Annotated in this window: 14 protein-coding genes; 8 read left to right on the forward strand and 6 right to left on the reverse strand. The window is 36.1% G+C overall.

Translation table 11 applies throughout. The features are described 5' to 3' along the window. The first annotated feature begins 37 nt into the window (after positions 1-37). Positions 38-1,186 (forward strand): helix-turn-helix domain-containing protein, encoded by a 1,149-nt coding sequence (locus HDE68_RS17850; protein ID WP_183883590.1) that lies wholly within the window; start codon positions 38-40, stop codon positions 1,184-1,186. A gap of 268 nt (positions 1,187-1,454) precedes the next feature. Next, entirely contained in the window at positions 1,455-1,847 is a 393-nt protein-coding gene (locus tag HDE68_RS17855; RefSeq protein WP_183883591.1) for a nuclear transport factor 2 family protein, read from the forward strand. A 45-nt stretch (positions 1,848-1,892) separates the two neighbouring features. On the opposite strand, the gene HDE68_RS17860 is transcribed toward HDE68_RS17855, so the two are convergent. Both HDE68_RS17860 and HDE68_RS17865 read right to left on the reverse strand, forming a co-directional pair. Further along, positions 1,893-2,411 carry an N-acetyltransferase gene (locus tag HDE68_RS17860; protein WP_183883592.1) on the reverse strand — a complete coding sequence of 173 codons (519 nt, stop codon included), beginning with the start codon at positions 2,409-2,411 and terminating at the stop codon, positions 1,893-1,895. A gap of 107 nt (positions 2,412-2,518) precedes the next feature. Further along, on the reverse strand, positions 2,519-3,928 hold the full coding sequence (locus HDE68_RS17865) for a PLP-dependent aminotransferase family protein (protein ID WP_183883593.1): 1,410 nt from the start codon (positions 3,926-3,928) through the stop codon (positions 2,519-2,521). A gap of 148 nt (positions 3,929-4,076) precedes the next feature. On the opposite strand from HDE68_RS17865, the gene HDE68_RS17870 reads away from it, so the two are divergent. After that, positions 4,077-5,294 (forward strand): BamA/TamA family outer membrane protein, encoded by a 1,218-nt coding sequence (locus tag HDE68_RS17870; RefSeq protein WP_183883594.1) that lies wholly within the window; start codon positions 4,077-4,079, stop codon positions 5,292-5,294. A 30-nt stretch (positions 5,295-5,324) separates the two neighbouring features. On the opposite strand, the gene HDE68_RS17875 is transcribed toward HDE68_RS17870, so the two are convergent. The 3 genes from HDE68_RS17875 to HDE68_RS17885 are packed head-to-tail and all read right to left on the reverse strand — an operon-like array spanning position 5,325 to position 7,761. Further along, complete coding sequence (locus tag HDE68_RS17875) at positions 5,325-5,798, reverse strand: hypothetical protein (RefSeq protein ID WP_183883595.1); 474 nt, start codon at positions 5,796-5,798, stop codon at positions 5,325-5,327. Further along, positions 5,795-7,456: an ATP-binding protein gene (locus tag HDE68_RS17880; protein WP_183883596.1), complete on the reverse strand. Its 1,662-nt coding sequence runs from the start codon at positions 7,454-7,456 to the stop codon at positions 5,795-5,797. The genes HDE68_RS17875 and HDE68_RS17880 overlap by 4 nt, the downstream gene beginning before the upstream one ends. Beyond that, on the reverse strand, positions 7,453-7,761 hold the full coding sequence (locus HDE68_RS17885) for a circadian clock KaiB family protein (RefSeq protein ID WP_183883597.1): 309 nt from the start codon (positions 7,759-7,761) through the stop codon (positions 7,453-7,455). Before HDE68_RS17885 ends, HDE68_RS17880 begins: the two co-directional genes overlap by 4 nt. 263 nt (positions 7,762-8,024) lie before the next feature. On the opposite strand from HDE68_RS17885, the gene HDE68_RS17890 reads away from it, so the two are divergent. The 3 genes from HDE68_RS17890 to HDE68_RS17900 all read left to right on the forward strand — a co-directional run bounded on the left by HDE68_RS17890 (position 8,025) and on the right by HDE68_RS17900 (position 10,644). Next, positions 8,025-9,434 carry a DNA/RNA non-specific endonuclease gene (locus HDE68_RS17890; protein ID WP_183883598.1) on the forward strand — a complete coding sequence of 470 codons (1,410 nt, stop codon included), beginning with the start codon at positions 8,025-8,027 and terminating at the stop codon, positions 9,432-9,434. 109 nt (positions 9,435-9,543) lie between these two features. Beyond that, positions 9,544-10,398 carry a bifunctional hydroxymethylpyrimidine kinase/phosphomethylpyrimidine kinase gene (gene thiD / locus HDE68_RS17895; protein WP_183883599.1) on the forward strand — a complete coding sequence of 285 codons (855 nt, stop codon included), beginning with the start codon at positions 9,544-9,546 and terminating at the stop codon, positions 10,396-10,398. Positions 10,399-10,410: 12 nt separating this feature from the next. Beyond that, complete coding sequence (locus tag HDE68_RS17900; RefSeq protein ID WP_183883600.1) at positions 10,411-10,644, forward strand: hypothetical protein; 234 nt, start codon at positions 10,411-10,413, stop codon at positions 10,642-10,644. Here the strand turns inward: HDE68_RS17900 and HDE68_RS17905 are convergent. Beyond that, on the reverse strand, positions 10,641-13,079 hold the full coding sequence (locus HDE68_RS17905) for an AsmA-like C-terminal region-containing protein (RefSeq protein ID WP_183883601.1): 2,439 nt from the start codon (positions 13,077-13,079) through the stop codon (positions 10,641-10,643). The two genes, HDE68_RS17900 and HDE68_RS17905, sit on opposite strands and share 4 nt — an antisense overlap. A 104-nt stretch (positions 13,080-13,183) precedes the next feature. Here HDE68_RS17905 and HDE68_RS17910 point away from each other — a divergent pair, with 104 nt between their 5' ends. Further along, the gene (locus tag HDE68_RS17910; RefSeq protein WP_183883602.1) at positions 13,184-14,104 is read left to right on the forward strand and encodes a hypothetical protein; all 921 of its coding nucleotides are present in this window, start codon (positions 13,184-13,186) and stop codon (positions 14,102-14,104) included. A gap of 91 nt (positions 14,105-14,195) precedes the next feature. Then, the gene (locus HDE68_RS17915; RefSeq protein WP_183883603.1) at positions 14,196-14,612 is read left to right on the forward strand and encodes an RrF2 family transcriptional regulator; all 417 of its coding nucleotides are present in this window, start codon (positions 14,196-14,198) and stop codon (positions 14,610-14,612) included. The last annotated feature ends 22 nt before the right edge of the window (positions 14,613-14,634 follow it).

A 14,634-nucleotide genomic window follows, 5' to 3' on the forward strand; every position in this document is an offset into this window, starting at 1 on the left:
TAACTATTTTAGTGATGTTAAAACCAATAACCGGTAAATGAGCAATAATAATTTAATAAGTATCATCAGTCTGATTGCAGTTTTTGTCTCCTTACTTTTAGCATTTTTCCTTTTAACAGTCTCAACAAAAAATAAATTAGCTAACATCCTTCTAGCATCTTTTATCATTCTCAATGCAATTGATCTAAGCGGCTGGTTTATATTTTATATCACAAAAGACTATCCGAATATAGAAGTATTCAGATGGTCAACATCCTGGCTGATCAATCCCCTGTTCTATTTATATGCTTTATCTATCTGCTTTTCTGATTTCAGGTTAAAGATTAAACATCTTCTGCATGCTATTCCTTTCCTGCTTGACAACCTGGTTTTACTGTTCAAAGTTTACGTGGTAGATTTAGCTTCAAAAATCCATTTTCTTGAAAATTACCGGGATAGTGCTATGCGCCAAATCCTTCTTATTGGAGGGCATCTTCAATTTGCATACTATATTATCGCGATTTTTTTTATATTAAGAAGGTATAAAAAGATCTATCAGGAAAACTATACTGATAATACTACGATTACTTATAAATGGTTATTTCAGCTTACTGTAGTCATTGTTATCGTCCATTCTATTGTTATGTTCAAAGACTTTCTAATGTTTAACGGAAGCAATGATGTTTTTAACAAGGCACAAATTATTGTCGGGATTAACGCCGTATTTATTTTATGCTGGTTTGTTTTAAAAGCTTTATATAGTCCGGATTTGTTCAGAGGTATAGATTCAAGAATTCAGCCCGCAGGAAATCTGGCGACCGAAACTGCTGTAAACACCCAAATTGTAAAAGGGATTGTAAGTTTAGAAAACAAAGAAGATATTTTAAGGATTAAGGAATATATGGTTCAGCATGAGCCATATTTAGAACCGTCTCTTACGATACAGGATCTTGCTGATCAAATCAATGTACCTGTCCGGGATTTATCAATCTTAATTAACAACCAGCTTGGCCAGCACTTTTTCGATTTTGTAAATGAATACCGAATCGAAAAAGCAATGAAAATCCTGAAAGATCCCGCAAGAAGTAATCTGACTATTCTTGAAGTTCTGTATGAAATAGGCTTTAATTCAAAATCCTCTTTTAATACTTCATTCAAGAAGCATACAAATCTGACGCCAACAGCATATCGGCAAAAACACTCCTGATAATTTAGGACTGTTTATTATAAATACTGAACAATCAACTCTGAATCTCAGTAACCAAAAAACTATTTTTCTCCAGAAACAGATATAAAATCAAGTATAACCGGTATAAAACAAATAGCATTTTTGGCTGGGTTTTGTAGGGGTACTGTAGGGGTTGTGTTATCTTGAATGATGTAACCTGCTCCAGTGAATAGTCCAAAATTTGCCATTGATCATCTATTGTACGGCCATTTATCCATTGATAGTTTTGCAGGATAAAAAAACAATAATGAAAGATTACAAATCACGCTTAAAAGAGGTTTTCTCAGAGGTACTTGAAAGTTCAGTTTACAATGAGATTCTTGTCAGAAAACACTTTAGTCAGGACTACATTCAGCATGTGGATGGCAAAACATTGCATTTTGATAGCTTCCTTCAACATATGAAAGCTTTAAAACAAGACGGATCAGAATTACTGATTGATATTAAAACATTAGTCCAGGAAGGCAATACAGTCTTTTCAAATCATCTGGTTAACGTAACTACCATAGAGAACAGGAAAACCCAGATACAGGTAATCGGCGAATTTCGTTTTCAGGGAGACCAAATATGCTATTGCGATGAGCTCACTCATTTAATTAGCGGGGACCCTAAAGACAAGGACCTCGGATCAAGAGTTTAGATTTTAAGGGGTTGACTACAAAAAAGTTAACCCCTTAAAAATCTATTAATTTTCTTTTATCATATATACCATTTGTATATCCAGGTCAATTAAATTATTCCCCTCAACCCCTCCGGTAAATCCATTATCCTCAAAAAAAGATAACATCGGGCTCTCTGTCTGTTCAGTTAGCCATAGTGCTTCATATCCCTTTCCAATCGATAAGCATTTATCCAGTAAAGATTGTTTAGCCGCACCTGCAAGGTCAGATTTTAGAATACAAAAATCTGCAATACAGACTGCCTTTTTATCCTTCAGCGGCTCTGGTCTTTTTCCCTGAGTAGTCACAAATGCATATCCGACGGCTTTTTCATCTGCATAAACAACTAACCATTGATTGCCAAAACTATTCATTTCATCAATGATATGTTTAGGGTTATAAATGGTTGAAATATAATTTTCAATCGCCTCATCAGAAACCAGATGAGCGTATTTTTCTATCGTAATCGTCCTGGTAAGGTGTAATAATTCATCAATTGCATCTTCGGTTGCTACTTTGAATTTAGTGATAATCTTATGACTCATAATCTGAAATTTAAAAGCTCAAAGGTAAACCAGGCCATAAATAAATACAGATACACTTTTTTGCTAAATAACAGATACAGCTTTATATCCGGCAATTATTAAAATATTTATTCCAGGTTTTTTCCCGCAAGTTGTAATCTTTCAATTCGTTTTGCAGAATACTGATCAGCAAAAACTATTCTGAAAAATCTTTTAAAGCTATTAGAGAAAGAGAAGGTTACCCCAGGCGTAAATTTCACACCTACCTGTTCGCAATGCAGATAAAAATCATTAGTATTTATACGCTCAGGCAGCTGTACCCAGATATTATATCCTCCCGCAGGTACAATAACCTTTGTCCCTGACGGGAAAAAGGTATTGAGCAAATTAATTGTCCGGTAAGCATTCTTTGATAACTGTGTCCGGAATGTCCTGAGATGTCTGTCATAACTATCTGTGCTTAAAAGCTTGTTCACTGTTTCCTGATAGACAGGAGAAACTGTGCTGCCTGTTGAAAATTTCACCTGCTCTGCTTTCTGAAGAAACTGTCCCGCAGACAACCAGCCAAGGCGTATTCCAGCAGCGAGTGTTTTAGCATAAGAAGAATAAGTCATCACTAAACCACTCTCATCAAATGATTTGATATTAGAAGGTCTTTGTCCATTAAAATATAAATCGCCATAAATATCATTTTCAATCAAAGCTATTCCATATTGCTGTGCAACAGCAAGCAATTCTTTCTTTTGAGCATCAGTTAATAACAGACCTGTAGGATTCTGAAAATTCGGGGTAACAACAATTGCTTTAATAGCTGTTCCGGTGCATGCTTTTTTCAGATAAGCTATATCAAATCCGGTCTGAAAATCCATAGGAATTTCTATCACTTTTAATTGTAAAGTCTTAATCACCTGCAACACAGAAAACACACAGGGACTTTCTACTGCAACAATATCACCAGCAGCACAGACTGATACCAGGGCGATATAAAGGGCCTGAAGGGCCCCATCAGTAATAATTAACTCTCCGGCATTTAAATTCGTATTATAAGGAGCAGCATGTCTGCATATATTGTCTTTCAACTCTACAGATCCCCCGGAAGGATAATATCTTAATAATTTGGCTCCTTGTTCTCTGATGATCTGCTGCATGGTTCGCAGGATCAGTTTTTGGGGTATCAATAAATCCCCCGGAGCAGCAACATTAAATTCAGTCAGGGAATTCCGGCCAGCGCGCAACGAAGTAGTCAATGACAGGTTATGCTCAAATACAGCATCCCTGATGATCACTTTTTTCTCTGCCCCGGGAACACTGATCTGATTTTCAGGCAAATTGGAAACGTAATAGCCGGATTTATGAATACTTTCCACCAAACCTCTGATCATCAGATACTCATAACCTTGCTGAACAGTTCCTGTACTCATAGAAAACTCTTTCATCAATGTTCTTACCGAGGGAAGTTTATGCCCTGATTTATAAATCCCCCCTCTTATTTTTGCTTCAATTGCAGCAGTAAATTTTTCGTACCGGTATGGTTTCATAAACGACCTGTATCTGTCAATTTTCCAATAATCAACAATTATTCAAATGTAGTTAAATAATAGAAATGAACTTTTTTAATAATTATATAAACAATACGGCACGGCATTTGGTTAAGCTATTATTAAATACTAATCATTTTCGCTTATAATGCATAAAACTATATTCCTGCTCTCCTTCTTATTCATTACTTACAAAGCTAGTGCACAAAATGCAAGTGACGCGGTTCTTGTAAAGACTCCTGTCCGTGACACTTCTAATAAACGGGATTTAATAGATATTGCTAAAGTATTATTCAAAATAAAACCTGGTACCAAGACCAGAGAAAAACCTAAGAAAGTTTTCTTTTCCCTGCTCCCTATCGGTGCTAATGTACCCGGTGGTGGCCGTGCGCTGATTACTTCAACCAGTGCAGGCTTCTATTTAGGAGACCGCAAAACAACCAATATTTCCAATGTAACTTTTACGCCTTACTGGAATTTTCAGGGCCGTTTCGGACTTCCTTTAAGGTCTACGATCTGGCTTAAAGATAACTCATGGACTATTCAGGGAGACACACGTTTTCTGGTTTATCCGCAGTATACCTGGGGTTTAGGAAGTGGGCATGAAGACCAGAAGACCCTGGTTAATTATAAATATGTAAGGTTTTATCAAAGTGCATTAAAACAAATCAGACCTTATTTTTATGCAGGTTTTGGTTATAACCTCGATTATTTTGTTAATGTAAGAACACCAGATGCAGGACTCCAAAAGTTTACAGGTTATAATGTTGGAACCGAAGAGGGAAGCAATTCTTTTTCTTCAGGGATCTCCTTCAATTTACTTTATGATACCCGTAACAATTCTATCAATCCATTGCCTGGAAGTTATTTGAATATGACTTTAAGAACTAACCCCAAATTTATGGGAAGTCAGACCAGCTGGAAATCTCTTTATCTTGATGCCCGGAAATATATCTCTTTAAACACTAAACCTCATCAGCAGAATACACTGGCATTGTGGTCTTATTTCTGGACAGGTTTGAACAGCGGCATCCCTTATCTTAACTTACCAAGTATTGGCTGGGATCCATATAACAGATCTGGCAGAGGTATGGATCAGAACAGATATAGAGGAAAAGGTCTGTTTTATATAGAAAGTGAATATAGAAGAGACATTACTGATAATGGTTTACTGGGTTTTGTCGTTTTTGCAAATGCGACTTCTGTAACTGAGCCGGAAAATAATATGTTTAAGAAAATTCATCCGGCAGTTGGAGCTGGTATGCGTATTAAATTTAATAAAGGCTCTAATACAAATATTGCTGTCGACTATGGAGTAAGTAAAGGGTATTCCGGGTTTCAGATTGGCCTTGGCGAAGCATTTTAAGAGTCTTCTGAATTCCGGAAGGCCCCAATTTTACGGCTGTGTATTAGGCATGACCATAACTGTATAACTATCGGCACCTGTTATTGTTTGAAAGATATAATCAATTGATAAATAATAGGTGTTGATTTGCTTATTCTCGATATCCTGTATATCTTTCTTTTCTGTTCCGGACTCTTTAATTTCTTTTAAAATCAAATTATAGGCCTCAGCACCATTAAGTTGATAGTATAACTGATTAACAACTTCATCATCTGCCTGGATTCTGAACCAGGACAATGCTTTTGACTGTTCAGACTGATGTGTTCCATAAGAAAAAGTTTTGTATAACTGTCTTCCCTGTACCCCCGATAATTCAGGTCTCACTCTCCATTCACCATGGATCAAACTATCAGTAACAGAGGAAACCGGCTGACCAATAAATGATTTAAGCTGGCTCAATTTTAAACTCTGGCCTTTGCTGAATAATATAGTAAAACAAAACAGGAAGGTTAGTACATATTTCATAGCAGCAAAGGTAATAAAATGTAAAAAGTAGAGCCCTTATTAATTCTACTTTGTACCCCTATTGTACCTTTGTGGTTTTTAATAATATCCATTGATATATACAGCCCCATTCCTAAACCGCTGGCCATAAAATTCTGCTCATCGACCCGATAAAAACGTTCAAATATTTTATCCTTCTGACTTGCTGAAAGACCAATACCATAATCAGTTACTGAAATTCTAAGCTGCGAAGCTTCTTTAGTAACAGACAATATAATATCCTTATGTAAAGGAGAATATTTAACTGCATTGTTAATTAAATTCATCAATACCTGCTCCAGCCGTTCTACATTTCCGTTTACCTTTGCATCAGTACCGGCTTTATAAATAATATTATAATCCGGAAACATATAAGCGGCATTTTCAGCACAGGTGGAAATCAATGCGTCAACATTCAGCGGACACTGTCTGAAATGTAATTTACCTGCCTGTATCTTACTGACATCCAGCAAATCATTGACAAGAATGTGTAACCTGTTTATTGAACTTTCTGCTTTTACAATAAAAGTTTTTACCTGCTCAGGAATAGTCTCTTTCTTATAATTTGATATCAACTGTAAATAAGCACTCAGACTTGTAAGCGGAGTTTTAAGTTCATGGCTTGCCATACCAATAAATTCATCTTTTTTATCAATAGATTTACGCTGATCATCGATATCAGTTGCCGTCCCCACCCAAAACAAAAGTTCTCCGGTTTCATTTTTTAAAGGAACACTCCGGTTAAGATGCCAGCGATAAATACCATCATTCCGTTTGTAACGATTTTCAATCTCAAATACTTGCCCTGTTTTTATACAAGAGTTGAATTTTTCTCTGGTAGCAGGAAGATCTTCAGGATGAACTATATGCTCCCAGCCTTCTTCAAATGTTGGATCAAATGATAAACCCGTATAGTCATACCAGCGTTTATTAAAAAAATTCAATTGTCCGGATGGTAAATTTGTCCAGGTAATTTGTGGAATACTATCGGCCAGTAACATAAAATGTTCCCTGCTTACTGAAAGATCTTTTGTTCTTTCATTTACTGTATCTTCTAGTATATTATTTAATTCCAGAGCTTCATTTCTTGCTTTTTCAAGCTCTTCATTCTTAATTCTTAAAACTTGCTGTGTCTCTTTCTGATGCGTTAAATCTGTTAAAAGAATACTAAAGGCAGTCCCTTCTTCAAGGTTCAGATTAGTTATAGACATTAAAACAGACATCCCCGAAAAATCAGAACTGATTAAAGTCTCTTCTGTTTTATAATCCGAGACATTACCACTGGCTATGATATGATTAAGTTTATCTGCTGTATACTGATTAATAAACTGATCAAAACGCTGACCAATCACCCTATTTAACGAGAGACCTGCCATTTCAGCAAAACGGGAGTTACAATATAAGATTATTCCATTTTTATTCAGTGTAACCGCCCCCTCTCTCATCTTTTCGACCAGCACCCTAAAGGTCTGATCCGCAGTAGTAAGGGTGTATAATTGATGTCCCTCTTCTCCTTTTACTACGAAAGCATCGGCTAATCCCATCCTAATGGCTTCTATACTGGCATTCGCTTCTTTCAATTGAAGATGCAGCTCTTTGATTTCAGTCATTAATTGTGCTGTTGTATTTTGAGTACTCATTCCTTATCCATAAAGTTAATCCCAAGTCCTCTTAATACCCATTGTATATCTGACAGATCACCAATCAACCTCTGATGAGGTTCTGTCCCTTTATTAATCAATGCCGGTAATACAGTAATTTTCTCCTGATAAGCTATTTCAGGAAATTGATAGACATCAACAATCTCCAGTATATAATTTCCCTGCAAATATTTTTCACAAATAAATTTAATCGTATTGATAGCTCTCACCGAATTGTGCGAAGCACCGGTAATGAAAAGCGTAAGCTGATATTCGCTATTCCTTTTTATCGGTATTTTGCTCATTGATCTGAAATTAAAAATCGTTCTGCAGCATTAATAGCTCTGCTATACATCCATTAACAAAAAAACGACCAAGATTCATTTTATCATTTTAAGATTGATAACAATTCTCTTTAAGATGATATCATTTATTTGTGTAATTATACACTATCTCCCCATAGAGCAATTAAAACGATATTTAAGCATAAAGTAAAACGATAAATTAATATCTTATTAATATTAATAGCCCATATTTGAAGTCCAAAACAATTTTCAAATTTTACAATATGATTTTTAAAAGATTACTAATCTACAGCAGCGTTGCAATTGTCTTAGCAAGCTGTTCAAAGAAAACTACAGAAGAAACTATTATCACAGATCCTGTCGTTCCACCGGCAGTATATTCAATAACTGAGGGTTTTGAAAGTTCCAATAAAGCACCTTATGCAATTGGAAATATCACTTCTACAACTGGAAGCTGGTCACTGGACGATGCACTTGTAGGTGCAACTGATGCCGATTTAAAAAACGGAACAAGAAGTATCAGACTAAGAACAGGAAATGTCACTATGAATTTTGATGTTAAAGGTATGACTATGCTTTATATCAAACATGGTAAATACGGTAAAGACTTAGCATCTACCTGGCAGTTAATGATGTCTACTGATGCAGGTGCAACCTACAAACAAGTTGGTGCTGATATTGTAGATGACAATGCTACGTTAAAACTTGATTCATTTAAAGTTTCTGTGACTACGCCTGTCCGTTTTCAGATTAAAAAAATTGGTACAACCAGGATCAACCTTGATGATATAACTTTCAAAGGAATTGGTGAGTCTGGTATCATTATCGGTACACCGGATACAAATCCTGTAGATACTGCAAATAATATTGTAGCTGCTACCCCACGTGGTATCACCGCTGGTCCAGATGCTCAGCCAGCTGCTGGTGACAACAGTAACTTATTATTCGGTAACCCTTCTAATGCAACTATGGTTAGCGCTGATAACTTCCTGCTTAACCAATCTTACTATGTAGAATCGTACAACAGTACTAAAGGTACACCAAACTGGGTGAGCTGGCATTTAGATGCCAATGATTTCACTGGCGTATCTCCAAGATTAGATAATTTTGCAGGTTTTACAGGTTTACCAGCTGGTGCATTCCAGGTGCAGAGCAATAGCTATGTAGGTTCTGGATTTGACCGTGGCCACAACATTCCTTCGGCCGACCGTACAAGCTCTTCAAATGCTAACAGTTCTACTTTCTTAATGTCGAACATGATTCCACAGGCTCCACAGAACAACCAAAAAACCTGGGCCAACATGGAAAATTATCTTCGTACAATTGCATCACAAGGCAATGAAGTATATATCATTATGGGTAGTTACGGAACTGGTGGTGTTGGTAGCAAAGGATCTGCGAATACAATTGCAAACGGTAAAGTTAATGTTCCATCAAATGTGTGGAAGGTAGCAATTGTTCTTCCGGTTGGTAACGGTGATTTAAGCAGAGTTTCAGCAACAACACGTGTAATTGCGGTTAATACTCCAAATATCAATGATATCAAAGAAGACTGGAAAACATACCGTGTTTCAGTAAGAGATATTGAAAAAGCAACAGGTTATGATTTATTCTCATCATTACCTAAAAACATCCAGGACGCTATAGAAACAACAGTAGATAAAGCGAACTAAAAATTGTATTGACATTAATGTCTATATTGATATTTTTACCTGAATTAATATTCATCTAAAATTATTCAATGAGATCATTAATCAAATCTTTAATAAGATCCGGCAAACCATGGTAAGTACTGAGCGTAAATATATTTACCCTTCAGTACTTACCATTGCAGGATCTGATAGCGGTGGCGGTGCAGGCATCCAGGCCGACCTGAAAACTATATCAGCTTTAGGTTGTTATGGAACTTCTGCAATTACCGTTGTCACGGCCCAGAATACTTTGGGTGTAACAGATCTCCATCATCTTCCTGCAGTTATAGTGACCAGCCAGATCAGTGCTGTATTAAATGATATCAAGCCGCATGCTATCAAAATTGGTATGATAGGTAAATCAGAATTAGTACAGGCTATATCTGATACTTTAAATCAGTCTCTCCCCGTCCCCATAATTCTCGATCCTGTTATGATTTCAACCAGTGGCCACAGGTTAACTGATGAAAATACGATTGGGCTAATGAAAACATTACTCTTCCCTATAACAACTTTGCTCACTCCAAATCTGGATGAGGCAGCAGCGTTAGCCGGAATTGAAATTTCTACGGTGGCACAGATGAAAACCGCTGCAAAAAAGATCCTTGATTTTGGCTGTAGTGCGGTACTGATCAAAGGCGGACATTTGAACGGGAACAAACTCTGTGATATTTATCTGGATAAAACCGGAAGAGAATTCAGCTATGAAAATGATAAGATATTCAGTCAGAATACGCATGGTACAGGTTGTACACTATCATCTGCTATTGCTGCATTTATAGCCAGAGGCCTGGAAATCACTGTGGCCATACAAAACGCAGAATCCTATGTTCATCAGGCTATAGACCAGGGGATGAATGTCTTTACCGGACAAGGGAAAGGTCCTTTAAATCATTTTCACGACCCTATCCCATTAATCAAACTTAATCCGGATCTGAAAAATTAATATATTTGAACCATGGCAGATTTAAAAACAGAATTTTCAGTAGAATTCGAAGGCGAAGAAATTCCGGTGATCATTACCGAGGTTGAAAATGATGAAGATTCAATCTTCATGGTTGATATACCAGGTCATGAGAATTTCGAAATATTTCTCTCGGAGGATGACATGTGGGTAACCAACGATGAAGTAACTGTGGATGAAGATTTTATCTTTCTTATAGGAGATAAATTTGAAAGTCTGCAACCTTAACTTTCTTTATTTTTCTTCCCTACCAGTTTAAATTTAATTTTACCATCCTCTCCATCTGTGGCGAGGATGTGTATAACAATACCTTTCATCCGCCTTTCTTTAATCTCCTGTTTGTCGGTAATATCTTTATCCTTTTTCGGATTTCTAAGCGGTACATCCATCAGGATACTTGTTCCTTTTCCAGTAGTTGCATATACTCCTGACAGGTTAACATTGAGCACACTGGAGTTAATCATCATCGGATTAATAGTAACCAGTTTGCCTCTGACATCAAATTTACCTTTAAGATTATCAAAAGTAATATTATCAAGATTTCTGAACGGGAATGCGAACCTGCCTATATTTTTTACGGCATCAAAACTTACCAGGGCTCCTTTCTTAATATCAAAATCAATGTTTCCATTCATTGACCCCGGGATTAGTTTACCCTGCCCATTAACACTTCCGGTAACATTTGTCCGGGTAGAAAAAACACCTCTCAGGTTTTTATAGCTCGGGGTTTCTATACCAAAGTTATCAAATGAATAAAAGAAATCCCTGATATTTACATTAGAAACTACAGTATTTAACGCAAAGCCATTCAAGCGGCCATTTTGTTTTAAACTTCCATTAAGCCTAATACCTCCACTTCCATATTTTAAACTAATATTCTTCAAATTCAAACCATTTTCAGAGAGAAAAATATCAGCAGTTGCATTGGTACCTGTAAATTTATTATAATATACTTTATCGACTCTGAGGTTAATCTCAGCACTTCCTTTCTCCAGCATGGTATTGATTTGCGTGGCAAAACTGTTGCTTTTACTTTTTGATTTAACAGGGATACTATTTTTTCTATCCCCCAAAAAAGCAAGGAATTCACCCAGGTAAATACTTGGACTGTGCATGCTCCATTTCAATAATATCTTTTCTGGCGCATTATAATAAAGATTAAGAAAATTCTTAACACTTCCATCCATAAAAACAACACTTTTACCACTTTGAAGCCTGATATCTCTGATCAATAAATCAGGTCCCTTAAAATCAAGGGTAATCGATGTATTCTTAAAATTAACACCTCTTGGTACATAACTTACGTCTGCATTTTTAACGCTGATCAGACCTGTTAAAATAGGTTTGTTAAATCTAAAATCTACAATATCTGCACTGTATTGCAATTTTAAATCGGCTGTACCTTTGGTGAAGTTTAAAACATCAGTGCCTAGTACTTTACTGAGTCTGGCTACATCAAATCTGGATTTAAATATACCAGTGGCTACCGGCTTGTCAAGATTATGAATAAATACGGTATCAGCAGTAAAAGGAAGATCTTTATAACTGCCAGAAAAATGATAAAGCTTGATAGCAGAGTTCTCATCTGTATATCCCTTTCCATTAATGAAGTTATTCGTATAAATACCAGCAAAATTGCAACTATCTATTACTCCGCCAAATCCGGTCAGTACATTATCTTTTACACCTGCTTTTACAAAAATGGAAGGGTCACCCCCCGCCCCCATATTACCTTCTATAATTGCTTTGGCTGAAATTGGTTTGTCCAGATTAAACATATTCAGCTTAGAGGTAATATTAGAAGATAGCAAAGCCGATGCGCTTTTCCATAGAATATTCGGGGCATTGATGCTGATTGAAAAATCAACCGGATCTTTTGATATTTTAAATTTTGCACCAATGATAAAAGGATCAGCACCTATGTTTAGCACATTCGGCTTCACCTCAATGATCCCTGCTTTATCACTATAAACAATCTCCATTTTTCCTTCAATGACTTTATCTTTAGCAAAACTTCCTTTTTTAGTATTAAAGGCAAGACTGCGCACCAGCGTTTTTAAATTAACAGCTGCATTCCAGCCAGATGAAGGATAATCTACCTTACCGCTAAAATCTTCAATTGCAAACAAAAACAGTTTATTACCTTTTCTGTTATCCAGGATAAAACGGACATTATTCAGATCAAAACGTCTTATTTCGGCGGGTGCTGAACTTTTATCCTTATTTACAGAATCCTTTTGAGGTTTCTTTTTGAAAATAGAAGTATTGCTGTAACCATTACTATCTGTAAACAGATAAATTTCAGCATCATTTATCGTAACTTTTTTAATTTCAATAGTTCCTCTTAACAGCGCCATTGTATTCACTGCAATATCAAATTTACTTGCTGTAAGTAACGAATGATGATGGACATTCCATAAGCTATCTTTTATCTCTACTTTTTTTAAGGACACTGATACATTAGGAAAGCCCTGAAGGAAAGTCGGTTCAATATTATCAATTGTCAGATTCCCGTTAAGATTTTTATTCAGTTCTTTGGTTATAGAAGCTTGTAATTTCTTTTTATTCGCATTTACATAGATTGCAAGGCCGATAAAAATTAAAATGATTAATAATATAACAGAAGAGAGTATCTGAATTGAGCGTTTTAACCAAAGGGACATATGAAAATATAGTTTCGTAGTAAACGTTTAAAATATGGAAATTGTTTAAAGGTGGTTTTGTTCTATTAAATTGATTATTTTTATACCAATAAATACATACGACAATGAGCACCATAAAATCACGCTATACAACAGCTTTAAGGTTCATTTTTACAGCAGTCGGTATCACTGCTATTTGCTGTACTTCTTCACAGCACGCAAATGCACAATCATCTGCAATTACTAAGATAACTTTTCAAAAGGACAAGTACAACAGAATATTTATACCAGTTAAGATAGACAGGGACAGTATGTCTTTATTATTTGGTACTTACGCGAAACCTTTAAGGTTAGCCCCCTATTTTCAAAGTACCAGGGCACTTTATCCTAGCGGAGATATGCTGACCTTAACTGCTCCAAATGGCCGGCCTCATCAAAGATTATTGTTCTATTCTCCGAAAATTACTGTTGGCGGTCTCAAATTCCGCAGCGAAGAAGCTATAGTCAATTATGCTTTTCCTGACTCTATTATTGCTGGCTCTACAGGAACCGAAATGGTTTATCGTTATAACTGGAAAATTAATAATGATAAGAATGAGATCTCTATTTCTAAACTTCCTTTTAGTCCTTCACAGGCATTTACAACTATCAATTATAAAAACGATTCTTATCCTAAAGTAGCTGTTGAAATTGCTGGTGTCAAAACCAATTTTGCACTTGACTTCGGGTCTGGTGTATGTTTTCAGCTCAATTCAAGATCTGATCTTGGGCAGAAGTTAATTGCCACTTACAATCTTAAACCCATTAAAAGAATCATCTCTGATATCCATGCCAGAAAACTAGCAGATACTATTTACGAAGTTAAAGTCCCTGCCCTCCTGTTTAATGGAATTCAATTAAATGATCAAAAGATACAATTAAGCTCAGCATTTCCCCAGAATATAGTTGGAACAGGGTTTTTAGGCGACTATAATGTGATCCTTAATAATTCAAGAAAACGCAAAATCGGGAATACTGTAATTCTGGAGAAGAGACTTTCAAAATAGCCTTTCCATTCTATTTTACAAAAACAAGATAGAAAAATTCTGCTAAGGAATTCTTTTACATATATTTGTACTGTAACAATTATTATTACAGATGAATAATGCAAGATTTGCCACTGCACTCCATATACTAACCTTACTTGATTTAAGTAAGGGAGAAAGACTGTCTTCAGAAATGATCGCGGGCAGTATCAATCTAAACCCCGCCCTTGTACGTAAAGAGATCAGCAATCTGCGAAAACTGGGTTTCATTTCCAGTAAAGAAGGAAATGGCGGAGGTTGTACCCTGGCCCGTCAATCAGCAGATATTTTATTAGCAGATATTTACAGAGCAGTGAATCAGACTCCTTTTCTTGGACGTACCAATACACCAAATCCCGCTTGTGCTATAGGCAGACAAATTAATCAGCATCTTGATGAACTATATACTGAAGCAGAGCTTGCGCTAACCAGCAAATTAGAGAAAAGCACATTGAAAGAATTCGGTGAAAAATTTCAGTCAGAATTATAAAATACAGGACATAAAATAAGAA

The organism is Pedobacter cryoconitis (assembly GCF_014200605.1).
In the GTDB taxonomy this organism is placed as follows: domain Bacteria; phylum Bacteroidota; class Bacteroidia; order Sphingobacteriales; family Sphingobacteriaceae; genus Pedobacter; species Pedobacter cryoconitis_B.